Annotated in this window: 20 protein-coding genes; 14 read left to right on the top strand and 6 right to left on the bottom strand. The window is 63.9% G+C overall.

The window, feature by feature from the left end:
• Nucleotides 1-30 precede the first annotated feature (30 nt).
• Nucleotides 31-1,749: a dermonecrotic toxin domain-containing protein gene (locus AC2CGW_RS14220; RefSeq protein WP_484574193.1), complete on the bottom strand. Its 1,719-nt coding sequence runs from the start codon at nucleotides 1,747-1,749 to the stop codon at nucleotides 31-33.
• A gap of 359 nt (nucleotides 1,750-2,108) precedes the next feature.
• Here AC2CGW_RS14220 and AC2CGW_RS14215 point away from each other — a divergent pair, with 359 nt between their 5' ends.
• From AC2CGW_RS14215 to aauR, 6 genes are all read left to right on the top strand, one after another.
• Nucleotides 2,109-3,026: a glutamate/aspartate ABC transporter substrate-binding protein gene (locus tag AC2CGW_RS14215; RefSeq protein WP_484574192.1), complete on the top strand. Its 918-nt coding sequence runs from the start codon at nucleotides 2,109-2,111 to the stop codon at nucleotides 3,024-3,026.
• A gap of 147 nt (nucleotides 3,027-3,173) precedes the next feature.
• Nucleotides 3,174-3,920: an amino acid ABC transporter permease gene (locus AC2CGW_RS14210; protein WP_186710623.1), complete on the top strand. Its 747-nt coding sequence runs from the start codon at nucleotides 3,174-3,176 to the stop codon at nucleotides 3,918-3,920.
• Nucleotides 3,920-4,591, top strand: coding sequence for an amino acid ABC transporter permease (locus AC2CGW_RS14205; RefSeq protein ID WP_186668546.1), 672 nt, complete (start codon nucleotides 3,920-3,922; stop codon nucleotides 4,589-4,591). The genes AC2CGW_RS14210 and AC2CGW_RS14205 overlap by 1 nt, the downstream gene beginning before the upstream one ends.
• Nucleotides 4,588-5,322 carry an amino acid ABC transporter ATP-binding protein gene (locus AC2CGW_RS14200; RefSeq protein ID WP_186668548.1) on the top strand — a complete coding sequence of 245 codons (735 nt, stop codon included), beginning with the start codon at nucleotides 4,588-4,590 and terminating at the stop codon, nucleotides 5,320-5,322. The genes AC2CGW_RS14205 and AC2CGW_RS14200 overlap by 4 nt, the downstream gene beginning before the upstream one ends.
• Before the next feature lie 60 nt (nucleotides 5,323-5,382).
• On the top strand, nucleotides 5,383-7,287 hold the full coding sequence (gene aauS, locus AC2CGW_RS14195) for a two-component sensor histidine kinase AauS (protein WP_484574191.1): 1,905 nt from the start codon (nucleotides 5,383-5,385) through the stop codon (nucleotides 7,285-7,287).
• 13 nt (nucleotides 7,288-7,300) lie between these two features.
• A complete protein-coding gene (gene aauR / locus AC2CGW_RS14190) occupies nucleotides 7,301-8,626 on the top strand; it encodes a two-component response regulator AauR (protein ID WP_186668552.1) in 1,326 nt (441 codons plus the stop codon).
• A 20-nt stretch (nucleotides 8,627-8,646) separates the two neighbouring features.
• Here aauR and AC2CGW_RS14185 read toward each other — a convergent pair whose 3' ends face one another.
• Entirely contained in the window at nucleotides 8,647-9,642 is a 996-nt protein-coding gene (locus AC2CGW_RS14185) for an alpha/beta fold hydrolase (protein WP_288374490.1), read from the bottom strand.
• Between the two features lie 197 nt (nucleotides 9,643-9,839).
• On the opposite strand from AC2CGW_RS14185, the gene metR reads away from it, so the two are divergent.
• Nucleotides 9,840-10,757, top strand: a complete 918-nt coding sequence (metR, locus tag AC2CGW_RS14180; RefSeq protein WP_186668556.1) for a transcriptional regulator MetR — start codon at nucleotides 9,840-9,842, stop codon at nucleotides 10,755-10,757.
• On the opposite strand, the gene AC2CGW_RS14175 is transcribed toward metR, so the two are convergent.
• Both AC2CGW_RS14175 and AC2CGW_RS14170 read right to left on the bottom strand, forming a co-directional pair.
• Complete coding sequence (locus AC2CGW_RS14175) at nucleotides 10,741-11,154, bottom strand: NUDIX hydrolase (RefSeq protein ID WP_186668558.1); 414 nt, start codon at nucleotides 11,152-11,154, stop codon at nucleotides 10,741-10,743. The genes metR and AC2CGW_RS14175 overlap by 17 nt on opposite strands.
• Nucleotides 11,155-11,232: 78 nt before the next feature.
• On the bottom strand, nucleotides 11,233-11,493 hold the full coding sequence (locus AC2CGW_RS14170; protein WP_186668560.1) for a type B 50S ribosomal protein L31: 261 nt from the start codon (nucleotides 11,491-11,493) through the stop codon (nucleotides 11,233-11,235).
• Nucleotides 11,494-11,678: 185 nt separating this feature from the next.
• Between AC2CGW_RS14170 and AC2CGW_RS14165 the strand changes: the two genes are divergently transcribed.
• From AC2CGW_RS14165 to AC2CGW_RS14150, 4 genes are all read left to right on the top strand, one after another.
• Entirely contained in the window at nucleotides 11,679-13,298 is a 1,620-nt protein-coding gene (locus AC2CGW_RS14165) for an FMN-binding glutamate synthase family protein (protein WP_186668562.1), read from the top strand.
• Between the two features lie 102 nt (nucleotides 13,299-13,400).
• A complete protein-coding gene (locus AC2CGW_RS14160) occupies nucleotides 13,401-16,517 on the top strand; it encodes a transglycosylase domain-containing protein (RefSeq protein ID WP_484574190.1) in 3,117 nt (1,038 codons plus the stop codon).
• Nucleotides 16,518-16,631: 114 nt separating this feature from the next.
• Nucleotides 16,632-17,174 carry a PadR family transcriptional regulator gene (locus AC2CGW_RS14155; protein WP_186668566.1) on the top strand — a complete coding sequence of 181 codons (543 nt, stop codon included), beginning with the start codon at nucleotides 16,632-16,634 and terminating at the stop codon, nucleotides 17,172-17,174.
• Complete coding sequence (locus tag AC2CGW_RS14150) at nucleotides 17,171-17,932, top strand: siderophore-interacting protein (protein WP_484574189.1); 762 nt, start codon at nucleotides 17,171-17,173, stop codon at nucleotides 17,930-17,932. The genes AC2CGW_RS14155 and AC2CGW_RS14150 overlap by 4 nt, the downstream gene beginning before the upstream one ends.
• A gap of 55 nt (nucleotides 17,933-17,987) precedes the next feature.
• Here AC2CGW_RS14150 and AC2CGW_RS14145 read toward each other — a convergent pair whose 3' ends face one another.
• Complete coding sequence (locus AC2CGW_RS14145) at nucleotides 17,988-18,617, bottom strand: Pr6Pr family membrane protein (protein ID WP_186668570.1); 630 nt, start codon at nucleotides 18,615-18,617, stop codon at nucleotides 17,988-17,990.
• Between the two features lie 2 nt (nucleotides 18,618-18,619).
• On the bottom strand, nucleotides 18,620-18,841 hold the full coding sequence (locus AC2CGW_RS14140; protein ID WP_186668572.1) for a VF530 family protein: 222 nt from the start codon (nucleotides 18,839-18,841) through the stop codon (nucleotides 18,620-18,622).
• Between the two features lie 212 nt (nucleotides 18,842-19,053).
• Between AC2CGW_RS14140 and AC2CGW_RS14135 the strand changes: the two genes are divergently transcribed.
• The 3 genes from AC2CGW_RS14135 to AC2CGW_RS14125 all read left to right on the top strand — a co-directional run bounded on the left by AC2CGW_RS14135 (nucleotide 19,054) and on the right by AC2CGW_RS14125 (nucleotide 25,266).
• Nucleotides 19,054-21,111 (top strand): TonB-dependent receptor, encoded by a 2,058-nt coding sequence (locus AC2CGW_RS14135; RefSeq protein WP_186668574.1) that lies wholly within the window; start codon nucleotides 19,054-19,056, stop codon nucleotides 21,109-21,111.
• A gap of 366 nt (nucleotides 21,112-21,477) precedes the next feature.
• Complete coding sequence (locus AC2CGW_RS14130; protein WP_484574188.1) at nucleotides 21,478-22,824, top strand: carbohydrate porin; 1,347 nt, start codon at nucleotides 21,478-21,480, stop codon at nucleotides 22,822-22,824.
• Nucleotides 22,825-22,854: 30 nt separating this feature from the next.
• Entirely contained in the window at nucleotides 22,855-25,266 is a 2,412-nt protein-coding gene (locus tag AC2CGW_RS14125; protein WP_484574187.1) for a glucose/quinate/shikimate family membrane-bound PQQ-dependent dehydrogenase, read from the top strand.
• The last annotated feature ends 34 nt before the right edge of the window (nucleotides 25,267-25,300 follow it).

Here is a 25,300-nt window from a genome sequence, read left to right as displayed (position 1 = left end):
GGGTGGCGCCGCGCCAGCCCGTCCCTGTTTCTACACACGAGCAAACGCCTCTTCGGCCAGTTCGCGCAGCAGCTTGGCCCTGCTGCGCAGATCGAACGTCCATTCATCGATCGCCCCCTTGCCTACGTAAGCCTCCAGATCGGCCAAGCGCGTATGAAAGCGCTCTACTACCTCGCCGAACCTGTCGTTGTAATGATGTCGCGCATAGGCTTCCCAGAACGGACGCTGCGATAGGGAATCAGCGAGCGACTGGGTGTTCTCGGCCGCCAGGACCTCCCGTCGGGCCCGCAACAAGTCGCTGGTGTTGACGTTGGCGAAACTCTGGTAATGCATCGTCTCGGGTTTGATCGGCAGGTCCAGGGCGTAAGCCAGTTTGAGCCGGTAGAAAAGACGAATCTCCACCTCATCCACCAATGCCCAGGCGTGCAGACGCAACGCCCCCGCCTCGTTACGCAGCGGCACCAGGGCATCGACGAAGGCCACACGCTGCAGCGCCTCCCTCGCTGCCGAAGCCCCAATGCCAACGGCTACGCCGACCGCGATGTTTTCAGCCACACCGAAGAGGTGATCCAGCGCACCTTGCCGATCACCGACGCTCCAATCCAGGTAGCCCTCGTACACTTCATCGGCAATCTGCAGGGCCCCCACCACCAGCATGGCCTGCCCGAGCAGCGGGACGAACAGCCCGGCCAGGTTCAGTACATCGAGCCCCAGGCCGAGGTAGGCATCCAGACGCTCGCGCCGATCCTCCTCATCTTCATCGCCGGTGGGCACCGCCAGTACCCGCGCGTCGTCGAAGAGCTTGGCGATGTGCAATTCACGCAAGTAGGCGAACAGCTTTCCGTCGATGGCCTGATGGCGTCCATCCAGCGCCAACGTTTCACCTGTGCCCAGCGCCCGGTTCAACTCGAGGAGGCGGGAGAAGAAACGAGGTCGATCACGCTCACTGACAAAACGGGAAAAGAACGTGCGATAGGATTTGTCAGTCAACTTCTCGGCCAACGCCTGGTACAGCGCGGCCCATGAAGGGTATCGCGCCACTGGCTGCCGCGCATCGCCTGGTAGCCAGGCGATCACCCCGCGCACCGCGGCGTCTGGACTGGCGCGCACCTCCAGCGTGACCACACCACGGATGCACTTGCCCAGCAGGTACAACTGGCGTGGAATCACCGACGACGAGACCGGCGGAGCGATCGGCCTGGGCGCGATCAACGGCAACAGTTCCAGATAGCTCTGCTCGTCCAGCTCGCCCTTGAGCACGGCCACGCGCACCGCGACCTCCAGGTGCGCGGCCAGACTCTCCTCGAACAGACCATGCACCTTGGCGGGCGAATCCGACGGGCGCAGTTGCTGCGCCAACACGGCTTGGTACGCCTTGCCCAGGTCAAGCGTGCGACAGAGCCCGGCAAACGCTTCGAAGCCCATTCCCAGATGCTTGCCGGTGGCATCGATCAGTTGCCCCGTGCGCCCGGGTGCCGGCTTGGTTTCGGTGACGTGGTAGTTGTGCAGTGCCGCAGCCAGCAGCGTCTGCCGGGAAACATGGGTGAAGGTCGGCGCAGGCAGGGCCGCCGAGATGCTGGGCGTGACGATGCGCTGGCGAATTTTCACGGTGCTGTACCTGACATCCGGCCGTGCAATCGCGCGCCTGCGCAGCGCAGCGTCGATCAAGGGCTCGGCGAAGGCATCCAGAGACGGGATGGCATCGAGTATGGGCTTCAGGGCTTCGTTGGCCTTGGCCTGGCGGGTCATCGCCGCCTGCAGGGCCCTGAGGCGGTCGAGGGAGGCACCGGTCAACCAGGCAGGCGAGAGGCAATCAGGCTATCGATGGACTCGGGGTGGGGGGGCGTAGGTCATGGCGCGCGCCCATCCATTCGGATTTCCGAACGACACCAGCCCAGCCATTCGGAAATCCGCACGCCTTCCCTTGGAAATAATTCGTCAGAAAAGATTAATTTCCAGAAAATTCGCGGCGTTATGATGAATATGGGGGCTTGGCACGAGTCATGCTCTACACTTGGTAGCCGAACGCACACCGCTTCTTGTTGTGTTCGTTGAACGAAGAGTCCGCCAACGGCTCCATAAAAAAAACAAACGTCGAGGAAAATTTGATGCGTATCGTTCGTCAATTGCTGGGCGCTGCAATCGCCGCCGCCGTTATCGCTTCGCCGGTCATGGCCGAAGAACTGACCGGCACCCTGAAGAAGATCAAGGACTCCGGCACCATCACCCTGGGCCACCGTGACTCCTCCATTCCGTTCTCCTACCTGGCTGGCAGCACTGAGCCCGTGGGCTACTCCCACGACGTCCAGCTGGCTGTGGTCGAGGCCCTGAAAAAGCAACTGGGCACCGACATCAAGGTCAAGTACAACCTCGTCACCTCCCAGACCCGCATCCCGCTGGTGCAGAACGGCACCGTCGACCTTGAGTGCGGCTCCACCACCAACAACGTCGAGCGCCAGCAGCAAGTCGGCTTCTCGGTCGGCATCTTCGAAGTCGGCACCCGCCTGCTGACCAAGGTCAAGGACGGTCAGCCCTCCTACAAAGACTTCCCGGACCTGGCTGGCAAGAACGTCGTGACCACCGCCGGCACAACCTCCGAGCGCCTGCTCAAGGTCATGAACGCCGACAAGCAGATGAAGATGAACGTGATTTCCGCCAAGGACCACGGTGAAGCCTTCAACATGCTCGAAAGCGGCCGCGCCGTAGCCTTCATGATGGACGACGCCCTGCTGGCCGGCGAAATGGCCAAGGCCAAGAAACCGACCGACTGGGTCATCACCGGCACCCCGCAATCCTACGAAATCTACGGCTGCATGGTCCGTAAGGACGATGCGCAGTTCAAGAAAGCGGTCGATGACGCCATCATCGCCTACTACAAGTCGGGCGCGGTGCAGAAGAGCTACGACAAGTGGTTCCAGCAGCCAATCCCACCGAAAGGCCTGAACCTGCAGTTCCCGATGAGCGATGAGCTGAAGAAACTGATCGCAGAGCCTACCGACAAGGCTGCGGACGACAAACAGTCCTGATCCCCTGCTGAAATGGCCCGTGTGCTCCGACGAGCACGAATCGAACCGACGGGCCACGCATAAGTGTCTAACCTTTACTTCCGAGGGCGCCCGCGCCCTGGGAAGTTCAAAGGTGCCCGTGAAACAACCGTCTGAGGGGAAATCCCGATGAATTACAACTGGGACTGGGGCGTGTTCTTCAAGTCCACCGGCGTGGGCAGCGAAGTCTATCTGGACTGGTACATCACCGGCCTGGGCTGGACCATCGCCATCGCCATCTCTGCCTGGATCATCGCCTTGCTGCTGGGATCGCTGCTTGGCGTCATGCGCACCGTGCCGAACCGCCTGGTTTCGGGCATCGCCACTGCCTACGTGGAACTGTTCCGCAACGTACCGCTGCTGGTGCAGCTGTTCATCTGGTACTTCCTGGTACCGGACCTGCTTCCGGAGGGCCTGCAGGAGTGGTTCAAGCAGGACCTCAACCCGACCACCTCGGCATTGATCAGCGTGATCATCTGCCTTGGCCTGTTTACCGCCGCGCGTGTCTGTGAACAAGTGCGCACCGGTATCCAGGCCCTGCCCCGCGGACAGGAGTCTGCCGGGCGCGCGATGGGCTTCAGCCTTCCGCAGATCTACATGAACGTGCTGCTGCCGCAGGCCTACCGGATCATCATTCCGCCGCTCACCTCCGAATTCCTGAACGTGTTCAAGAACTCCTCGGTGGCGTCGCTGATCGGCCTGATGGAGCTGCTGGCCCAGACCAAGCAGACCGCCGAATTCTCCGCCAACCTGTTCGAGGCCTTCACCCTGGCCACGCTGATCTACTTCACCCTGAACATGGGCCTGATGCTGCTGATGCGCATGGTCGAGAAGAAAGTCGCCGTGCCTGGCCTGATTTCCGTGGGAGGTAAATAATGGACATGGATTTCAGCGAAATCATCCCTGCCCTGCCCGCCTTGTGGGACGGCATGGTCATGACCTTGCAACTGATGGTCATGGGCGTGGTCGGTGGTATCGCGCTGGGGACCGTCCTGGCGCTGATGCGGTTGTCGTCGAGCAAGCTGCTGGCCAATATCGCCGGCGCCTACGTCAACTACTTCCGCTCCATCCCGCTGCTGCTGGTGATCACCTGGTTCTACCTGGCCGTGCCCTTCGTGCTGCGCTGGATTACCGGCGAAGACACCCCGATCGGCGCGTTCACCTCCTGCGTCGTGGCCTTCATGATGTTCGAGGCAGCCTACTTCTGCGAAATCGTGCGTGCCGGCGTGCAGTCGATCTCCAAGGGCCAGATGGGCGCCGCGCAGGCACTGGGCATGACCTACGGCCAGTGCATGCGCCTGATCATCCTGCCCCAGGCGTTCCGCAAGATGACCCCGCTGCTGCTGCAGCAGAGCATCATCCTGTTCCAGGACACCTCGCTGGTCTACACCGTGGGCCTGGTGGACTTCCTCAACTCGGCACGCGCCAACGGCGACATCATCGGACGCTCCCACGAGTTCCTGATCTTCGCCGGCGTCGTGTACTTCATTATCAGTTTCTCCGCTTCCTGGTTGGTCAAGCGTCTGCAAAAAAGGATCGCCGTATGATTTCCATCAAGAATGTCAACAAGTGGTACGGGGACTTCCAGGTGCTGACCGACTGCACCACCGAGGTCAAGAAAGGTGAAGTGGTGGTGGTCTGCGGCCCGTCCGGCTCGGGCAAATCCACCCTGATCAAGTGCGTCAACGCGCTGGAGCCGTTCCAGAAGGGCGACATCGTGGTCGACGGCACCTCGATCGCCGATCCGAAGACCAACCTGCCCAAACTGCGTTCGCGGGTGGGCATGGTGTTCCAGCACTTCGAGCTGTTCCCCCACCTGTCGATCACCGAGAACCTGACCATCGCCCAGCGCAAGGTGCTCGGCCGCAGCGAGGCGGAGGCCACCAAGAAAGGCCTGGCCCTGCTCGACCGGGTCGGACTCGGCGCCCATGCCAAGAAGCACCCCGGCCAGCTCTCCGGCGGCCAGCAGCAGCGCGTGGCGATCGCCCGCGCCCTGTCGATGGACCCGATCGTCATGCTGTTCGACGAACCAACCTCGGCACTGGACCCGGAAATGGTCAACGAAGTACTGGACGTAATGGTGGAGCTCGCCCACGAAGGCATGACCATGATGTGCGTGACCCACGAAATGGGCTTCGCACGCAAGGTCGCCAACCGGGTGATCTTCATGGACAAGGGCAACATCATCGAGGACTGCCAGAAGGAAGATTTCTTCGGCAACCCCGAAGGCCGCCACGAACGCACCCAGCACTTCCTCAGCAAGATCCTGCAGCACTGATGATCCCGGTGTCCGCTGCCTGCCAGGGCAGCGGACGCTGGTCGTGACAAGGCCACTGTGATGAAATGCGATCCTTCGCTACTTCGCCCTGCCAAGCCTGCCGTGAAATCCCGCCTGATCCGCCAACTGTTCCTCCCACCACTGATCGTCCTGCTGATGGTCGGGCTGGGTCTGATCGGCTACATGATCAGCGAAAACAACGGCATCCGCGCCCTGAGCGAGAACGGCGAGCGCCAGCTCGAGCTGCACGCGCGCACGGTCGAAAGCGAAATCAGCAAGTACACCTACCTGCCAAGCCTGCTGGAGCTCGAAGACAGCGTCTCGCAACTGCTCGCCGACCCTGACGGCGGCTCGCGGCAGGTCGTCAACGAATACCTCGAAGGCCTGAACCGCCGCAGCCGCAGCCGGGCCATCTACGTCCTGGACACCAGCGGCCGAGTGCAAGCTACCAGCAACTGGCGCGACGCCGACTCCTTCCTGGGTGAAGACCTGGCCTTCCGCGCCTACTTCCAGGACGCCGTGCGCGGTCAGCCTGGGCGTTTCTATGGCATCGGCAGCACCACCGGAGAAGCCGGCTACTATCTGGCCCATGGCTTGGAGGAGCACGGCAAGATCATCGGCGTCGCGGTGATCAAGGTGCGCCTGGACACCCTGGAAGAGCGCTGGCAGCGCGCCCGTCTCGAAGCTTTCGTCAGCGACGAGAACGGCATCATCATCCTTTCCAGCGACCCCGCCCGGCGGTTGAAGTCGGTGCGCCCGCTTACCCCGCAGATCAAGGAAGAGCTGGCGCGCAGCCTGCAGTACTACTGGTGGCCACTCAACGAACTGCAACCGCTGGCTCGCGAGACGCTGGGCGATGGTGTAGAAAAGCTGACCTTCCCGACCAGCAGCGAAACTGTCCAGGGCAAAGTGCGAGAAGTCGCCTACCTGGCTCAGACGCGGCGTCTGGCAGACACCCCCTGGGACTTCACCCTGCTTACCCCGCTGCAGGATCTGCATCGCGAGTCGATGGTGCAGGGCATTCTGGTCGGCGTTGCCTTCGCCCTGCTGGCAATCCTCGGCATCGCCTGGAACGAACGGCGCAAGGTGATCGCCACGCGCCTGGCCGCCCGCGAAGCCCTGGAAGAAGCCAATAGCCTGCTGGAGCGGCGGATCGCCGAACGTACTGCCGACCTGCGTGCCAGCAACGAACGGCTCAAGGGGCAGATCCGCGAACGACGTCACGCCGAGCAGACCCTGCGCCATGCCCAGGACGAGTTGGTCCAGGCCGGCAAGCTGGCGGCCATCGGGCAGATGTCGACCAGCATCGCCCATGAACTGAACCAGCCGCTGGCGGCGCTGCGTACCCTGTCGGGCAACACCGTGCGCTTCCTCGAGCGCGGCGCCTTCGAGACCGCCAGCACCAACCTGCGCACCATGAATGATCTGATCGATCGCATGGGGCGTATCACCGCCAGCCTGCGCTCCTTCGCCCGGCGCGGCGAGGACAGCGGTCGCGCCTCGCTGGGCGTGGCGGTGGAAGCGTCCCTGCAGGTACTCGGCAATCGCATCGGCGCATGCAACCTGCAATTGCATCGCCAGTTCGAAGATCAGCCGCTGGCCATCGACCAGACGCGCCTGGAGCAGATCCTGGTCAACCTGTTCGGCAACGCCCTCGACGCCATGACCGCCCAACCCCAACCGCAGTTGTGGCTGGAAGGCGAACTGATGGGCGACAGATACCGCCTGAGGGTTCGCGACAACGGCCACGGCATTGACGTCGAGGCACGCAAGCACCTGTTCGAACCGTTCTTCACCACCAAACCGGGCGAGCATGGCCTGGGTCTGGGCCTGACCTTGTCGGCCAGCCTCGCCACAGCCGCCAAGGGCACCTTGAGCGTCGAGCACCCCGCTGGCGGCGGCACGGCCTTCATCCTCACCCTGCCCCTGGTCACCTCCCCCACCGACTCGGCCGATGTCCCATGAACGAAGGGTCCCCATGAACCAAGCACCCTTGACGGTCCTGATCGTCGAAGACGACCCCCACGTGCTGCTCGGCTGCCAGCAGGCGCTGGCGCTCGAGGATATCGCCTGCGAAGGCGTCGGCAGCGCCGAACAGGCCCTGGAGCGGATCGGCGACGATTTCGCCGGGATCGTCGTCAGCGACATTCGCCTGCCGGGCATCGACGGCCTGGAGCTGCTCAATCGCCTCAAGGCCCGCGACCGCAGCCTGCCGGTGGTGCTGATCACCGGCCACGGCGACATCGACATGGCTGTCGGTGCCATGCGCAACGGCGCCTACGACTTCATGGAAAAGCCGTTCTCGCCAGAACGACTGGTCGATGTCGTGCGCCGGGCGCTGGAGCAGCGCGGCCTGTCGCGTGAAGTGGTCGCCCTGCGCCGGCAACTGGCCGGTCACAGCTCGCTGGAAGGGCGCATCATCGGCCGTTCGCCCGCCATGCAGAACCTGCGCGAACTGATCGCCAACGTCGCCGACACCTCGGCCAACGTACTGATCGAAGGCGAGACCGGCACGGGCAAGGAACTGGTCGCCCGCTGCCTGCACGATTTCAGCCGTCGCCAGGCAGCCCCCTTCGTGGCCCTGAACTGCGGCGGCCTGCCGGAAAACCTGTTCGAGAGCGAAATCTTCGGCCACGAAGCCAACGCGTTCACCGGCGCCGGCAAACGGCGGATCGGCAAGATCGAGCATGCCAACGGCGGGACACTGTTCCTCGATGAAGTCGAGAGCATGCCGATCAACCTGCAGATCAAGCTGCTGCGCGTCTTGCAGGAGCGCACCCTCGAACGCCTGGGCTCGAACCAGAGCATCCCGGTGGACTGCCGGGTGATCGCTGCCACCAAGTCGGACCTGGACGCCATGGGCCAGGCGGGGCAGTTCCGCAGCGACCTGTACTATCGCCTCAACGTGGTCACCCTCGAGTTGCCGCCATTGCGCGAGCGCCGCGAGGACGTGCTGCAGTTGTTCGAGCACTTCCTGCAGCAATCGGCGCTGCGCTTCGACCGCGAAGTCCCCGAGCTGGACAGCCAGACCTTGTCGCGGCTGATGGCCCATGACTGGCCCGGCAATGTGCGCGAGCTGCGCAATGTCGCCGAGCGCTATGCGCTGGGCTTGCCGGCGTTCAAGAAGGCCGGCGGCGGTGCCAGCCAGGGGCTGGGCTTTGCCGAGGCGGTGGAAGCGTTCGAGCGCAATCTGCTGAGCGATGCCTTGCAGCGCACTGGCGGCAACCTCAGCCAGGCCAGCCAGGAGCTGGGCATGGCCAAGACCACCTTGTTCGACAAGGTGAAGAAGTACGGGTTGGGCTGAGGGGGAGCCGCGCCCCCGACTCAAAGCCCTGCCAGGTGCGTCACATCCTGGCGATGCGACTTCAGGTAAGGCAGCACCGCTGCCAGCAACGGCGCCTTGAACGGTTCCTGGAAGCGATGCGCCAACCCAGGAATCAAGCGCAACTGGCTGCCCTGGATATGCGCCGCCAGATGCACCCCATGCATCACCGGAAGCAGCGGGTCGGCCGTGCCGTGCACCACCAGCGTCGGCACACGCAACTGGTTGAGCAGCGCCACTCGGCTCGGCTCCGCCAGGATCGCCATGATCTGGCGCTTGACGCCCTCCGGGTTGAACGCCCGGTCATAGGCCAACGCCGCCTGCTGCAACAGCACCGCGCGATCATCGTGCACCGCCGGGCTACCCAACGCCGCCAGCAGGTCAGCCTGCTGCTCCAGCGCCACCTCACGGCTCGGTGCGCTGCGCCGGGCAAGCAACTGCACCAATGCAGGATTCGGCGCCGGCAAGCCTTCGGCCCCGGAACTGGACATGATCAGCGTCAGGCTGCGCACACGCTGCGGCGCCATGGCAGCCAGGTGCTGGGCGATCATCCCACCCATGCTGACCCCAAGCACATGGAACTGCTCGATCCCGAGCACATCCATCAGGTGCAGGCCGTCACCGGCCATGTCAGTCAGGCTGTAGGGTGCCGCCACTGGCAGGCCGAGCTTGTAGCGCAGCAACTCGACGGTGAGGTTGGCCGAAGCCGGCGCCTGGTTCCAGCGCGACAGGCCGACATCACGGTTGTCATAACGGATGACCCGAAAACCCTGGCGACACAACGCCTCGACCACATCATCCGGCCAGTGGATCAATTGCCCGCCCAGCCCCATGACCAGCAGCAGTGCCGGATCCCCCGGCGCACCAATGCTCTGGTAGACCAGGCTCAACTCACCCAGCTCGGCACGCTGCACCGGTACATGGGCATCGCAACGCCCGGCTGCGAAGCCTGTCGGCACCCCGCATAACAAAAGAAAGAAGATCAGAAAAACCCGCATGGAAGGAAACACCAGAATGCAAATCCCCAGTAGAGCGCGAGTCTGATGAAATCCATTCGGTGGCGCTGCCACAGTTGCGTGACAGTTTGATTAATGTCGCCGAACGGTCATCTGCAGGGTTCTGTCGACAGACACTCCAACATGAGAGAAACTCAACCCAATCGATCTATTACCAAGTGTTTCTCCCGGAGTTGCGAGTGCTGGAAATCCGTCACCTGAAAACCCTTCATGCCCTGCGCGAAGCCGACAGCCTGGTGGAGGCCGCCGAGCGCCTGCACCTGACCCAGTCGGCGCTGTCGCACCAGTTCAAGGAGCTGGAAGAGCGCCTGGGAATGCAACTGTTCGTGCGCAAGACCAAGCCGATCCGCTTCACCAGCGCCGGCCTGCGCCTGCTGCAACTGGCCGACGCCACGCTGCCGCTGCTGCGTGGCGCCGAACGCGACATCGCCCGCCTCGCCGGCGGCACCGCGGGCCGCCTGCACATGGCCATCGAATGCCACAGCTGCTTTCAGTGGCTGATGCCGACCATCGACCAGTTCCGCGATGCCTGGCCCGAAGTCGAGCTGGACCTGGCCTCGGGCTTTGCCTTCGCCCCCTTGCCGGCCCTGGCCCGGGGCGATCTCGACCTGGTGGTGACCTCCGACCCGCTGGACCTGGCGGGTATCACCTACGTGCCGCTGTTCACCTATGAAGCCATGCTGGCGGTGGCCAACCAGCACCCGCTGGCGAGCAAGCCCTACATCGTTCCGGACGACCTGGCCGAGCAGACCCTCATCACCTACCCGGTGGAGCGTGATCGCCTGGACATCTTCACCCGCTTCCTCGAGCCGGCCGATATCGAACCGGCCGCGGTACGCACCTCGGAGCTGACAGTGATGATGATGCAGCTGGTCGCCAGCGGTCGCGGGGTGTGCGGCATGCCGCACTGGGCATTGCACGAGTACAGCTCGCGTGGCTACGTGAAGGGCAAGCGTCTGGGCGAAAAAGGCCTGTTCGCCACGCTCTATGCCGCGGTGCGCACCGACATGCTCGATGCACCGTACATGCGTGATTTCCTGCTGACCGCCAAGGATACCTCGTTCGCCACCCTCGACGGTGTCAGCGCGGTGCGCTGAGGCCTTCACGCCACAGCGGCAGGATCAGGTCGCGGGTCAAGGGTGCCAGGGCCAGCGCTGGCGCCTGATCAGCGGCCAGCCAATGCACTTCTTCGATTTCCGCAGCTGGGGACACCGCTTCGGCACACTCGACACGAAACAGCTCGGCCTGCACCTCGAACCCCGGCTCGTTGGCCGCCGGAGCGCTGAAGCGCCCCAGGTGCACCGCCTGCTCAGGATCGACACGCACGCCCAGCTCTTCATGCAGCTCCCGCACCAGCGCCTGAACCGGCGTTTCACCCGCATCGATCTTGCCACCCGGCTGCATGAAGGCCTGGGTGCCGCGCTTGCGTACCAGCAGGGTACGGCCCGCCGGGTCGATGAGCAGGGCGGCGGCGATGTGGATGGTCTTGGTCATGCGGGCATTCCTGGACAGAGGCTGGCGAGGATACCTGATGAGGCCTTTTTGCGGGTAATCCGCCGCGCGAACCGAGCGTTACTTCGCCTTCCCGGCAAACCCTGCAAAACGCTTGTTGAACCCAGCCACTCGCCCTTCGACGGTCGTTTTGCGCTGCTGCCCGGTGTACACCGGGTGCGATGCGCTGGAGACATCCAGCGCCACGTAGGGGTAGGTCTGGCCGTCGCTGTGGACCTGGGTGCGATCCGTTTCCACGGTCGACCCGATCAGGAAGAACACATCCGCCGCCGTGTCATGGAACAGCACCGGACGATACTCGGGATGGATACCTGCTTTCATGATAATCACCTCGCTCATAAAGTTGATACTTTATAACATACTATATTGAGAATGATTTTCGATACCCGAAATTTCATTTTTCCTCGCCTTTCGTCCGCTGGCCATTTGTCACCCGACCGGGCTATGGTCGGGGTTTGCCCAGGCCCCTGAGCCTGATTGACCGAAGCATTCGCAAGGATTTTCGCATGAGTCTGTCACTCCTCAGCCGTTACGCCGTGTTCGCCGCCTGCGTGCTGTTCACCTTGGCCAGCCTACCCTTCCTGCACCACGAATGGCTGTGGCCCTTCACCCTGACCACCGCCGTGCTCAGCCTGATCGGCCTGTTCGACCTGCTGCAGAAACGCCATGCGGTACGCCGCAACTACCCGATCCTGGGCAACATCCGCTACCTGGTCGAAGGCATCCGCCCGGAGATCCGCCAGTACCTGCTCGAATCCGACAGCGATGCCCTGCCCTTCTCCCGCGCCCAGCGCTCGCTGGTGTACGCCCGCGCCAAGAACGAAGCCTCCGACAAACCTTTCGGCACCCTGATCGATGTCTATGAGTCGGGCTTCGAGTTCATCGGCCACTCCATGCGCCCCGCCCCCCTGGCCGACCCGGCAGGCTTTCGCATCACCGTCGGCGGCCCGCAGTGCAGCCAGCCTTACTCGGCGTCGATCTTCAACATCTCGGCCATGAGCTTCGGTTCGCTCAGCGCCAACGCCATCCGCGCCCTCAACGAAGGTGCCCGGCTCGGCAACTTCGCCCATGACACCGGCGAAGGCAGCATCAGCCCCTACCACCGCGAGCACGGTGGCGACCTGGTCTGGGAGCTGGGCAGCGGTTACTTCGGCTGCCGCACCGCGGACGGACGCTTCGATCCCGCGCGCTTCGCCGAGCAGGCCGCCAACCCGCAAGTGCGGATGATCGAGATCAAGATGAGCCAGGGCGCCAAGCCCGGCCACGGCGGCATCCTGCCCAAGCACAAGGTGACCCAGGAAATCGCCGACACCCGCGGCATCGTCATGGGCGAGGACTGCATCTCGCCGTCTCGCCACAGCGCCTTCTCCACGCCCATCGAGATGATGCAGTTCATCGCCCAACTGCGTGAGCTGTCGGGCGGCAAACCGGTGGGCTTCAAGTTCTGCCTGGGCCACCCATGGGAATTCATGGGCATCGCCAAGGCCATGCTGGAAACCGGCATCCTGCCCGACTTCATCGTCGTCGACGGCAAGGAAGGCGGTACCGGCGCGGCCCCCGTGGAGTTCACCGACCACATCGGCGTACCCCTGCGCGAAGGCTTGCTGTTCGTGCACAACACCCTGGTCGGCCTGAACCTGCGCGACAAGATCAAGCTCGGCGCCAGTGGCAAGATCGTCAGTGCCTTCGACATCGCCAGCGTGCTGGCCATCGGCGCCGACTGGGCCAACTCTGCACGCGGCTTCATGTTCGCCATCGGTTGCATCCAGTCGCAGAGCTGCCACACCAACAAGTGCCCGACCGGCGTTGCCACCCAGGACGCCCTGCGCCAGCGCGCACTGGTGGTGCCCGACAAGGCCCAGCGGGTGCTCAACTTCCACCACAACACCCTGCGCGCCCTGGCCGAAATGCTGGCTGCTGCAGGCCTCGAGCACCCCGCGCAACTGGAGGCCAAGCACCTGGTGCGGCGTATTTCCGCCACCGAGATCAAGCTGTTCTCGCAGATGCACGTGTTCCTCAAGCCCGGCGAGCTGCTGACCGGCGAGGTGGACGGGCAGTTCTACTCGCGGATGTGGCAACTGGCCCGCGCCGACAGTTTCGAGCCGCACAGCGAAGCCGCAGCCTGATCCGAATACACCGATCATCGCCCTCACAATTTTTTCACCAAGTCCGGCCAGCGTCTAAGCTTCAGACAAGCAAGACGAAAATACTTGGCCGGACTGAACTCTATGGGCGCACTGTGGCAATCGGAACAGACCAGAACGGAAGCACCCGAAACACCTCTGGCCGAGCCCCCACAGCCAAAGACTCCTCGTCAGCGTCGGTTGTGGTGGCGATTGATCATCCTGATCGTGCTGGTGGCCATGGTTGCGGTGGGCTTTGCCGTCTATGACGAGATGCAGAGTTCGGACCTGCAATCGCGTGAGTTCAGCCGCCTGGCCAGCACCCTCACCTACTCGCTGGAGCGCGGACCGAGCGACGCGATCGTCTACCCAGGCGACGGCCCCTTTGACAAGCGCCTGGGCTACAGCGCCCTGGGCCAGTTCCTGCCGCGTCTGCTCAAGCGCGACTACCTGATCAGCGAGCAGGTGCGGTTCTCCCCGGCACTGATGCGCTATGTCGACCACGGCCTGTTCGTGCCCTACGTCGAGAAGATCCAGGCCGGTCTGTCGATCACCGACTGCCGCGGCGACACTCTCTACCAGTATCACTACCCCCAGCACCTGTACGGCGACTTCGCCTCGATCCCGCCGGTGATCGTCAACAGCCTGTTGTTCATCGAGAACCGCGACCTGCTCGACAGCAAGGATCCGCAGAACAACCCGGCGGTGGACTGGCCACGTTTCGCCAAGGCCGCCTACAGCCAGGTCGCCAAGTACCTCGCCCTGCCCGGCCAGTCGGCAGGCGGCAGCACCTTGGCCACGCAACTGGAAAAATACCGTCACTCGCCGGATGGGCTGACGGTCAATGGCGCCGAGAAGATCCGCCAGATGATTTCCGCCAGCGTACGCGCCTATCAGGGTGGGCCGGACACCACCGAGGCGCGCCAGCGCATCGTGCGCGATTACCTGAACAGCGTGCCGCTCTCGGCGGTACCCGGGCACGGTGAAGTGCATGGCATGGCAGAAGGGCTGAGGGTCTGGTACGGCGCCGACTTCGCCGAGGTGAACCAGGCGCTCAACTCGACCGAAACCGACCCCCAGAGCATGGCCGCTCGCGGCCTGGCCCTGCGTGAGGTGCTGTCGCTGATGATCGCCCAGCGCCGGCCTTCGCATTACCTGTCCAAAGGCCGCGTCGAGCTGGCCGAGCTCACCGACTCGCATATCCGCGTGCTCGCCGCCAATGGCATCATCGATCGCCCGCTGGCCGACGCCGCGTTGGCCAGCAAGGCGGTGTACCGCGACTGGGTGGCCCAGCCGACCATCGTGCCGATCATCACCAACAAGGGCATCAGCCTGGCCCGCAACCGCCTGGCGGCCATGCTCAACCGCCCGCTGTACGACCTCGATCGCCTCGATCTCTCGGCCACCAGCACCCTGCAGGCCGACTTGCAGACCCAGGTCAGCCAGTACCTGAAAAACCTCGCCGACCCCGAGTTCGCCGCGCAGATGGGCCTGATCGGCGAGCGCCTGCTGACCAGCAAGACCACCGACCAGGTCAGCTACAGCTTCACCCTGTTCGAGCGCACCGCCGACGGCTCGCGGGTTCGGGTGCAGACCGACAGCACCAACCAGCCGTTCGACATCAACGAGGGCAGCAAGCTGGAACTGGGCTCGACCGCCAAGCTGCGGGTGCTGACCACCTACCTTGAGATCGTCGCCGAGCTGCACGACAAGTACGCCGGCAAGCCGGTGGCCGAGCTCAAGAAAGTAGAGGTGGCCGACCTCGACCGCATCACCCAGTGGTCGCTGGAATGGCTGATGCAGAACAGCAAGAACCAGAACCTCGACGCCATGCTCGACGCCGCGCTGGAGCGCAAATACTCGGCCAATACCGGCGAGGCATTCTTCACCGGCGGCGGCATGCACGTGTTCAACAACTTCCGCAAGGAGGACAACGGCCGCAACCCGACCCTCAAGGACGCATTGCGCGAGTCGATCAACCTGCCGTTCATCCGCCTGATGCGCGACCTGGTGCGCTACGTCACCTACCAGCAACCCTACAACCGCGAGCCACTGCTCAAGGATGACGCCGATCCGCGCCGCCAGGAATACCTGGCGCGCTTCGCCGATCGCGAGGGCACCAACTACCTGATGCGCTTCTGGCGCAAGTACCAGCGCAAGACCTCGCAGCAACGCCTGGACACCTTCCTCGACAGCATGCGCGTCACCCCCCAGCGCCTGGCGGCGGTGCACCGCTACCTGTTCCCCGAGGCCAGCCAGGAAACCTTCAACGCCTTCGTCCGCGCGCACAGTGCCAAGGACAAGGCCGCCATGGCCAAGCTCAATGACGGCCGCCTCTCGGAGATGTACGCCGCCTACGGTCCCGGCAAGTACGACCTGCCCGACCAGGGCTTCATCGCCAAGGTCCACCCCCTGGACCTTTGGCTGCTCGGCTACCTGCTGAAAAACCCAGGTGCCACCCCCACCGAGATGGTCAACGCCAGCCGCTTCGAGCGTCAGGAGGTATACAGCTGGTTGTTCAAGAGCCGTCACCAGGGCGCCCGTGACAGTCGCATCCGTACCATGGTCGAAATCGAGGCGTTTCTCGACATCCACCAGCGCTGGAAGCGCGTCGGCTACCCCTTCGATCATCTGGTACCGTCGCTGGCCACGGCCATTGGCAGCTCGGGCGACCGCCCTGCGGCGCTGTCCGAACTGGTGGGCATCATCCAGAACGATGGCGTACGCCTGCCGACCCTGCGCATCGACACTCTGCACTTCGCCGCCGGCACGCCCTATGAAACCAAGCTGATCAGCGATCCCGACCGCGGCCAGCGGATCCTCAAGGTGGAAGTGGCGCGGGCTCTGAAAGGCGCCATGTCGCAGGTGGTCGATGCCGGTACCGCGCGGCGCATTTCCGGCAGCTTCAAGCTGCACGACGGCACCTCGCTGGTGATGGGTGGCAAGACCGGTACCGGTGACAACCGCCTGCAGAGCTACGGCGCCGGTGGACGGCTGATCGGCTCACGCTCGCTGAACCGCACCGCCACCTTCGTGTTCTTCCTCGGCGACAACCACTTCGGCACGCTCACCGCCTTCGTACCAGGGCGCACGGCAGAGTCGTTCAAGTTCACCTCGGCCCTGCCCGTGCAGGTGCTCAAGGGCATGGCGCCGATTCTCATGCCGTACCTGGAGCCGGGAAACCCCAATGAATGCAAGGCGCCGCAATTGGCGATGCACTGAGATGGCCGACTCATCAAAAAACAAGATGATAATCATCTGCATTTAAGGGTTTGTGTTTAGATATATCTTGAGTAATATCTTGCGATATATCGAAACACAAGGAACCTCCCCACCATGCGTGACCACGCCCCCCATGACCCTTTCGAGCGCCGCCCCGGTCGCGGTGAGCGCGGCCCACGGGTGTTCGCCCCTGGCGATCTGAAACTTCTGATGCTGTCGATGCTCGCCGAGCAACCGGGCCATGGCTATGACTTGATCCGCCAGATCGAAGGACTCTTCGATGGCAGCTACAGCCCCAGCCCCGGGGTGATCTACCCGACCCTCAACTTTCTCGAGGAAGCCGAGCTGATCAGTGGCCAGATCCAGGGCAGCAAACGCCTTTATGTCATCACCGAGGTCGGCCGCCATTCACTCGCCGAACAAGCCGTCGCCCTCGACGGCGTACGCATGCGCATCGAGCTGAGCAAGCGTGCCCTGCGCGGACATGACCGCCCGCCAGAGATCAACGAGGCAGTCGGCAATCTGCGCCACGCCCTGCACATGCACAGCGGCCGCTGGACACCCGAGGAAATCGAGCGGGTGCGCGATCTGCTCAACGACACGGCCAAGGCCATCGCAGGCGGGCCGAGCGATTCCGTTCAGGAGAAAACCCCATGAGCGACACCATTCACCGCGTCAACCACGAGATCCGCCAACGTCGCCTGCAGGTGCTGCGGGTCACCGACCTGACCCCGCGCATGCGCCGCATCACCCTGGGCGGTGCGGAACTGGCAGGTTTCACCAGCGTGGGCACGGACGACCACGTCAAGGTCCTGTTCGGCTGCACGCCCGAAGAGCAACAGGCGATCGACGCCCGCAACCTGGGCCGCGACGGCGGCGCGCGGCCGACCATGCGCGAATACACACCGCGACGCATCGACCTGACAGCCCTGGAATTGGACATCGATTTCGTTCTGCATGGCGACGGCCCTGCCTCGACCTGGGCTGCCCAGGCTGCGCCGGGTCAGCACCTCGATATCGCCGGCCCACGCGCGTCGATGGTGGTGCCGGACATCTTCGACAGCTACCTGCTGATCGGCGACGAAACCGCCATCCCCGCCATTGCCAGAAGGCTCGAAGAACTGCCAGCCGGACGCCAGGTGCTGGCGGTCATCCAGATCGAGGATGAACAGGAGCGCCAGCCGCTGCCCAGCAAGGCGCAGGTGGAGGTGATCTGGGTACGTCGGCAGAAAGAGAACCTGCTTGAGCAGGTGAAACACCTGGCATTGCCCCAGGGCCGTCTGTATGGCTGGGTGGCGCTGGAGAAAGGCCTGACCCGGCAGGCCAAGGCCTTGCTGCTTGAAAAGGGTGTGCCAGAGGATGCGCTCAAAGCTGCTGCGTACTGGCGTGCAGAGGGCACTGCGGATGATGAGTAGCGAGTAAGACCGATCCGGCCCTGTCGCGGGACGAGTCGCAGCGACTCGTCCCGACTCATCCCTTCACCCGCCCCCACCACCGATCCACCCCAATCACCAGCAACCCGATCCCCCAGAACCCCGCCAACATCGCCAGCGCATTGAGCAGCACTCGCCCATACCCCAGGCTCGCCACATCGACGAAGGGATAGGGATAGACCCCGATCTCATGCCCTCGCCACAAGGTGAACAGGAAATACACCAGCGGATACAGGCTCCAGGCCCCCAGGTGCCATAGCCGCAAGCGCCCCTTGGGCACCGCCACGCACCAGTACAGCACGAACACCAGTGGCATCACGTCGTGCAGCAACTCATCGGCCAGCCATTGCCAACCCTCGGGCTGCCACAGGTGCCGCAGCAGCAGGCTATAGGCCAGCGCCACCAGCACGATACTGACCAGCACACCGGAGCTCACCGCCGGCGCCAGGAACCAACGCCGTGCCGCCGTCTCACGGCCGAACGCCGCATGGCTCAGCACCGTGGCCACCAGGGTGTTGCTCAGCACGGTGAAATAGCCGAACAGATTGACCATGCCACCGATCAGGCTGGCCTGTTCCTGCCAGCGCGCCAGCAGCACCAGGTACAACTGCACCGCCAACCCCGTCCAGCCGAGCAGCGCGGCCAGGGTCAGCCAGGGACGCGGCACCCTCAAGCCTTGCGCGACAGCTTGATGTACAGCTGCTCGACCTTTTCCCGCGCCCAAGGCGTCTTGCGCAGGAAGGTCAGGCTCGACTTGATGCTCGGGTCGCTCTTGAAGCAGCGGATGTCGATGCGCTCGGCCAGCCCCTGCCATTGGTAGTGGGCCACCAGCTCGATGAGGATCTGCTCCAGCGTCTTGCCGTGCAGTGCGTTGTGTTGGGCCGTGCTCATGCAGTGCTCCCGCGTTGAAAGATGCGCACCTTACACGAGTGTAGTGGGCCGGTGTGCAAGGATGCGGACCGCCTGTGCTCCCAGCCCAGGCCAGAGCCTTCCACAGCACGCCCCCCCTGGCCACGACGCAACCTCTGTGATGAAATAGTAATGTTATATTGTATCCATACGTATCTTTACTATAAGTATCTGCCAAGGAACGTCACACGCTCATGTTGTCCAAGCCCCTGCGTCTCTCTCCCCTCGCCGTCGCCTTGTGGCTGGCGTCATCGCCCAGCCAGGCGGTGGAGCTCGAACCCCAGGTGATCACCGCCAACCCACTCGGCAACCGCCAACTCGCCGCGCCAAGCACCGTGCTCGAAGGCGACGACCTGCTGCAACAGCAGCACGGCAGCCTCGGTGAAACCCTCAACAAGCAGCCTGGTGTCGCCTCCACCTGGTTCGGCCCAGGCGCCAGTCGCCCGGTGATCCGTGGCCTGGATGGCGACCGCATCCGTATCCTGCGCAACGGCGTCGGTGCCCTCGATGCCTCGTCGCTGTCCTATGACCACGCCGTGCCGCTGGACCCGGTCACCGTAGACCGCGTCGAGATCGTCCGCGGCCCCGCCGCCCTGCTCTATGGCGGCAACGCCATTGGCGGTGTGATCAACACCTTCGACAACCGCATTCCCGACTCGCCCATCGACGGCATCCATGGCGCCGGCGAGCTGCGCTACGGCGGCGCCGATACCACACGCAGCAGCGCCGGCAAGCTCGAAGCCGGTGACGGCAACTTCGCCCTGCACCTGGACGCCAACAGCCGTCAGTTCAACGACCTGCGCATCCCCGGCTACGCCCGCAGTTCGAAGGTGCGCGACGCCGATGACCCCGGCAGCAAGCATCGCCTGGAAAACAGCGACGGCCGCCAGGACGGCGGCGCCATCGGCGGGGCCTACCATTGGGATCATGGCTATGCCGGCCTGTCCTACAGCCGCTACGACAGCAACTACGGCTCGGTGGCCGAGCCCGGTGTGCGCCTGGACATGCAGCAGGATCACTACGCCTTCGCCTCGGAGTTGCGCGATCTCGAAGGGCCGTTCAGCTCGGTCAAGGTCGACGCTGGCTACACCGACTACCAGCACCGCGAGATCGAAGAGGGCGAGGTCCACACCACCTTCAAGAACAAAGGCTATGAGGCACGCATCGAGGCCCGCCACCAACCCATCGGCCCGGTCGAAGGGGTGATCGGTGCCCACGTCAGCCGCAACGAATTCTCGGCGCTGGGTGAAGAAGCCTTTGTGCCGCACACCGACACCGACAGCCTGGCGCTGTTCATGCTCGAGCAATGGCAGGCTACCGAACGCCTGAACCTGAGCCTGGGCGCGCGCCTGGAGCACACCCGCATCGATCCGGATGCCAAGGGTAACGAAAACTTCGTCGGTGCCGACAAATCGACCAGCTTCAATGCCGCAAGCCTGTCATCGGGCGCGGTGTACCAGCTCGACCCGGTCTGGGCGCTGGCGGCGAGCCTGGCCTACACCGAGCGCGCACCGACCTTCTACGAGCTGTATGCCAACGGCGCGCACGTCGCCACCGGCGCCTATGAAGTGGGCGACCCGAACCTGAACAAGGAGAAGGCGATTTCCGGCGACCTGGCACTGCGCTTCGACAACGGCACGCACAAGGGCAGTGTCGGCGTGTTCTACAGCCACTTTCGCAACTACATCGGCCTGATCGGCAGCGGTAATCTGCGCGAAGGGCATGATCATGGCCATGGTGACGACGACCACGACCACGACCATGATCATGACCACGACGACGGCGGGATTCCTGAGTACCTGTATCAAGGCGTGCGTGCGCGCTTCTACGGTATCGAGGCCCAGGATCGCTGGAAGCTGGTGGAGAACCGCTACGGCAGCTTCGCCCTGGAGCTGTCCGGCGACTATACCCGCGCCAAGAACCTCGACACCGGCGAGCCACTGCCACGCATCGCCCCGCTGCGGCTTGGAACAGGCCTGCTGTGGGAGCTGGATCGCTGGCAGGCGCGGGTGGACGTGCAACACGCCGCCTCCCAGCACCGCAAGCCGGACAACGAACACAGCACCGACGGCTACACCACCCTCGGCGCCAGCGTCGGCTATCGCTTCGACATTGGCCAGAGCCAGTGGCTGGCGTTCGTACGTGGCGAAAACCTGACAGACCAGACCGTGCGTTACGCCAGCTCCATCCTGCGCGACATCGCGCCGGCACCGGGGCGTAGCGTCGAAGTCGGGCTGCGCACCAGCTTCTGACCTGCGTGCAGGAGCGACTGTCTTGTTCAAAATCTAAAGGCCAGCCCAATCCCCCTGTGGGAGCGGGCTTGTCGAGGCGCCGAACCGCCGCGAACATGGGCGTAGCCAGTGCCAGGCAGCGCGGGGTCTTTTTCGCGGGCAAGTCGGAGCGCCGAACCGCCGCTCCTACATGAACTGTGCCGACTGTTACCTCTGCGACAACAATCCCCTGCGACATTTTGTCTTTTTTTCTTACAACTTCCGCTATATCCTGCCCACCGCAAGCTGAAACGCTTCACTTTTAAATCCCTGCAGCCATTTCCATCGAAGAGCCCGCTCCTCGATGCGCTTGCGTTTTTTTCAATAATCAAAAGACAGCGCTATCTCATGCTCCAACTGCCGAAGAATCCATACCCGGGCCTTGCCCTCATTGCCCTGCTTGGTGGCTTTTCGCCCAGCGTCAGCGCAACCGCAGCCTTCGCCAACGACTCGCCCTGGATGTTCGGCGACTGGGGCGGCGCCCGCACCTCACTCAAGGCCCAGGGCTACGACTTCACCTTCGGCTACACCGGCGAAATGGGCAGCAACCTGCACGGCGGCTTCGATCACGATCGCACTGCGCGCAACAGCGACCAGTTCACCCTCGGTGCGCACCTGGACCTGCAGAAGATCCTGGGCTGGCGAGACAGCGAATTCCAGCTGACGGTAACCGAACGCCACGGCCAGAACATCAGCAATGACCGCATCAACGACCCGCGCGTGGGCGGCTTCACCTCCGCCCAGGAAGTCTGGGGCCGTGGCGAAACCTGGCGCCTGACGCAGATGTGGATCAAGCAGAAATATTTCGATGGCGCACTGGACGTGAAGCTCGGCCGCTTCGGCGAAGGCGAAGACTTCAACAGCTTCCCCTGTGACTTCCAGAACCTGGCATTCTGCGGCTCGCAGGTGGGTAACTGGGTTGGCGACATCTGGTACAACTGGCCGGTCAGCCAGTGGGCGCTGCGCGTGCGCTACAACCTCGCCGACGATCTCTATGCCCAGGTCGGCGTCTTCGAACAGAACCCCTCGAACCTCGAATCCGGCAATGGCTTCAAGCTCAGCGGCAGTGGCACGCAAGGCGCACTGATGCCGATCGAACTGGTATGGAGCCCACGGGTCAATGGCCTGAAAGGGGAATATCGCGCCGGCTACTACTACAGTAATGCCAAGGCACAGGATGTTTACAAGGACGGCAACGGCCAACCGGCGGCCTTGAGCGGCCAGGCTTACCGCAGCAGCGCCAGCAAGCATGGTTTCTGGCTCGGCGCCCAGCAGCAGGTGACCTCGCGCGCCTCGGACGCCTCACGCGGGCTCAGCCTGTTCGCCAATGCCACGATGCACGACAAGAAGACCAATGCCATCGACAACTATGTTCAGGCCGGTGTGGTGTACAAGGGGCCCTTCGATGCCCGCGCCAAGGACGATATCGGTTTCGCCCTCGCCCGCGTGCACGTCAACCCCGCCTATCGCAAGAACGCGCGCCTGGCCAACCAGGCCAACGCCGTCGTCGACTACGACAATCCCGGCTTCCTGCCCGTCCAGGACACCGAATACAGCGCCGAACTCTACTACGGCATTCACTTGGCCGACTGGCTTACCGTGCGCCCTAACCTGCAGTACATCCGCCATCCGGGCGGGGTGTCGCAGGTCGATGACGCGCTGGTCGGCGGCCTGAAGATCCAGAGCAGTTTCTGAACCCAACCTTGAACGAACGGAGAACATGCGATGAGCACTGACGGTGCCAAGAATGGAACCCGCTGGCTACCGCGCCTCGTAGGCGTGCTGCTGTTGCTGATGGGCCTGGCCCTGATCGCAGGCGGCATCAAGCTGAGCCAGCTGGGCGGATCCCTGTACTACCTGATCGGCGGGATCGGCTTTGCCCTCTCGGGCATCCTGCTGATCGCCCTGCGCCGCATCGGCCTTGGCCTGTATGGCGTGGTGCTGCTGGCCAGCACCGCCTGGGCGCTGTGGGAAGTGGGCCTGGACTGGTGGCAACTGGTGCCACGCCTGGCCATCTGGTTCGCCCTTGGCGTGATCCTGCTGCTGCCCTGGGCGCGCCGCCCGCTGCTTGGGCCTGCATCGAAGGTCAACGGCGCCCTGCTGGCCGCCGCGGTGGTCGCCTCCGGCGCAACCGCAGTCGGTAGCCAGTTCACCCATCCCGGGGAAATCTTCGGCGAACTGGGGCGTGACAGCAGCGAGATGGCCAGTGCCGCTCCCTCCATGCCGGATGGCGAATGGCAGGCCTACGGGCGTACCGAGCACGGCGACCGCTACTCGCCACTGCGCCAGATCACCCCGCAGAACGCTTATCGCCTGGAAGAAGCCTGGCGTATTCGCACCGGCGACCTGCCGACCGACAACGACCCGGTCGAGCTGACCAACGAGAACACCCCACTCAAGGCCAACGGCATGCTCTATGCCTGCACCGCGCACAGCAAGGTGCTGGCCCTGGACCCAGACACCGGTGCCGAAATCTGGCGCTTCGACCCGCAGGTCAAGAGCCCGGTCAAGACCTTCAAGGGCTTCGCCCACATGACCTGCCGCGGCGTTTCGTACTATGACGAGAACCGCTACGTCAGCCGTGACGGCAGCCCTGCGCCGAAGATCTCCGATGCCGGCCAGGTCGTTGCCCAGGCCTGCCCACGACGCCTCTACCTGCCCACTGCCGATGCCCGCCTGATCGCGATCAATGCCGACAACGGCAAGGTCTGCGAAGGCTTCGCCAACCAGGGTGCGATCGACCTGACCACCGGCATCGGCCCGTTCACCGCCGGCGGCTACTACTCCACTTCGCCAGCTGCGATCACCCGTGATCTGGTGATCATCGGCGGGCATGTCACCGACAACGAGTCGACCAACGAACCGTCCGGCGTGATCCGCGCCTACGACGTGCACGACGGCCGTCTGGTGTGGAACTGGGACAGCAACAACCCCGACGACACCAAGCCCCTGGCGCCGGGCAAGACCTACAGCCGCAACTCGGCGAACATGTGGTCGCTGGCCAGCGTCGATGAAGAGCTGGGCATGATCTACCTGCCGTTGGGCAACCAGACCCCTGACCAATGGGGCGCCGACCGCACCCCAGGCGCCGAGAAGTACAGCGCTGGCGTGGTCGCCCTGGACCTGGCCACCGGCAAGGCACGCTGGAATTACCAGTTCACCCACCACGATCTGTGGGACATGGACGTGGGCAGCCAGCCCACCCTGGTGCACCTGAAGACCGACGATGGCGTGAAACCTGCGGTCATCGTACCGACCAAGCAGGGCAGCCTGTACGTGCTCGACCGTCGTGACGGCACCCCGATCGTGCCGATCCGCGAGATTCCGGTGCCGCAAGGCGCGGTCAAGGGTGACCACACCGCGCCGACCCAGGCCCGCTCCGATCTCAACCTGCTCGGCCCCGAGCTGACCGAGCAGGCCATGTGGGGCGCCACGCCGTTCGACCAGATGCTGTGCCGCATCCAGTTCCGCGAGCTGCGCTACGAAGGCCAGTACACCCCGCCGTCCGAGCAAGGCTCGCTGGTGTATCCAGGCAACGTCGGCGTGTTCAACTGGGGCAGCGTGTCGGTCGATCCGGTGCGTCAGCTGCTGTTCACCTCGCCGAACTACATGGCGTTCGTGTCGAAGATGATTCCGCGCGAGCAAGTGGCCGAAGGCAGCAAGCGCGAAAGCGAGACCAGCGGCGTGCAGCCGAATACCGGCGCTCCGTATGCCGTGACCATGCACCCGTTCATGTCGCCACTGGGCGTGCCGTGCCAGGCACCAGCCTGGGGTTATGTGGCCGCTATCGACCTGTTCACCAACAAGGTGGTGTGGAAGCGCAAGAACGGCACCACTCGTGACAGCACCCCTGTGCCGATCGGCTTGCCGGTGGGTGTACCGAGCATGGGTGGCTCGATCGTCACCGCCGGCGGCGTGGGCTTCCTCAGTGGCACCCTGGACCAGTACCTGCGCGCCTATGACGTGCACAACGGCAAGGAACTGTGGAGCGCTCGCCTGCCAGCTGGTGGCCAGGCCACGCCAATGACCTACACGGGCAAGGACGGCAAGCAGTATGTGCTGATCGTGGCCGGAGGACATGGCTCGCTAGGCACCAAGATGGGCGACTACATCATCGCTTACAAACTGGCTGAGTAAGCCTCGACTGCGGCGGTGGCCACACCGCCGCCTT

This window comes from Pseudomonas sp. SYWMCR5, from assembly GCF_057197165.1.
This window is presented reverse-complemented; position numbering and strand designations above follow the sequence as displayed.

Bases quoted from the DNA above. Each gene is read 5' to 3' on its own strand.
- AC2CGW_RS14165 (WP_186668562.1), top strand. From the start codon at position 11,679: ATGAGTCTGTCACTCCTCAGCCGTTACGCCGTGTTCGCCGCCTGCGTG.
- AC2CGW_RS14155 (WP_186668566.1), top strand. From the start codon at position 16,632: ATGCGTGACCACGCCCCCCATGACCCTTTCGAGCGCCGCCCCGGTCGC.
- AC2CGW_RS14210 (WP_186710623.1), top strand. From the start codon at position 3,174: ATGAATTACAACTGGGACTGGGGCGTGTTCTTCAAGTCCACCGGCGTG.
- AC2CGW_RS14160 (WP_484574190.1), top strand. From the start codon at position 13,401: ATGGGCGCACTGTGGCAATCGGAACAGACCAGAACGGAAGCACCCGAA.
- AC2CGW_RS14205 (WP_186668546.1), top strand. From the start codon at position 3,920: ATGGACATGGATTTCAGCGAAATCATCCCTGCCCTGCCCGCCTTGTGG.
- AC2CGW_RS14175 (WP_186668558.1), bottom strand. From the start codon at position 11,154: ATGACCAAGACCATCCACATCGCCGCCGCCCTGCTCATCGACCCGGCG.
- AC2CGW_RS14150 (WP_484574189.1), top strand. From the start codon at position 17,171: ATGAGCGACACCATTCACCGCGTCAACCACGAGATCCGCCAACGTCGC.
- AC2CGW_RS14185 (WP_288374490.1), bottom strand. From the start codon at position 9,642: ATGCGGGTTTTTCTGATCTTCTTTCTTTTGTTATGCGGGGTGCCGACA.
- aauS (WP_484574191.1), top strand. From the start codon at position 5,383: ATGAAATGCGATCCTTCGCTACTTCGCCCTGCCAAGCCTGCCGTGAAA.
- AC2CGW_RS14170 (WP_186668560.1), bottom strand. From the start codon at position 11,493: ATGAAAGCAGGTATCCATCCCGAGTATCGTCCGGTGCTGTTCCATGAC.
- AC2CGW_RS14200 (WP_186668548.1), top strand. From the start codon at position 4,588: ATGATTTCCATCAAGAATGTCAACAAGTGGTACGGGGACTTCCAGGTG.
- AC2CGW_RS14125 (WP_484574187.1), top strand. From the start codon at position 22,855: ATGAGCACTGACGGTGCCAAGAATGGAACCCGCTGGCTACCGCGCCTC.
- AC2CGW_RS14140 (WP_186668572.1), bottom strand. From the start codon at position 18,841: ATGAGCACGGCCCAACACAACGCACTGCACGGCAAGACGCTGGAGCAG.
- AC2CGW_RS14215 (WP_484574192.1), top strand. From the start codon at position 2,109: ATGCGTATCGTTCGTCAATTGCTGGGCGCTGCAATCGCCGCCGCCGTT.
- AC2CGW_RS14220 (WP_484574193.1), bottom strand. From the start codon at position 1,749: ATGACCCGCCAGGCCAAGGCCAACGAAGCCCTGAAGCCCATACTCGAT.
- aauR (WP_186668552.1), top strand. From the start codon at position 7,301: ATGAACCAAGCACCCTTGACGGTCCTGATCGTCGAAGACGACCCCCAC.
- AC2CGW_RS14130 (WP_484574188.1), top strand. From the start codon at position 21,478: ATGCTCCAACTGCCGAAGAATCCATACCCGGGCCTTGCCCTCATTGCC.
- AC2CGW_RS14135 (WP_186668574.1), top strand. From the start codon at position 19,054: ATGTTGTCCAAGCCCCTGCGTCTCTCTCCCCTCGCCGTCGCCTTGTGG.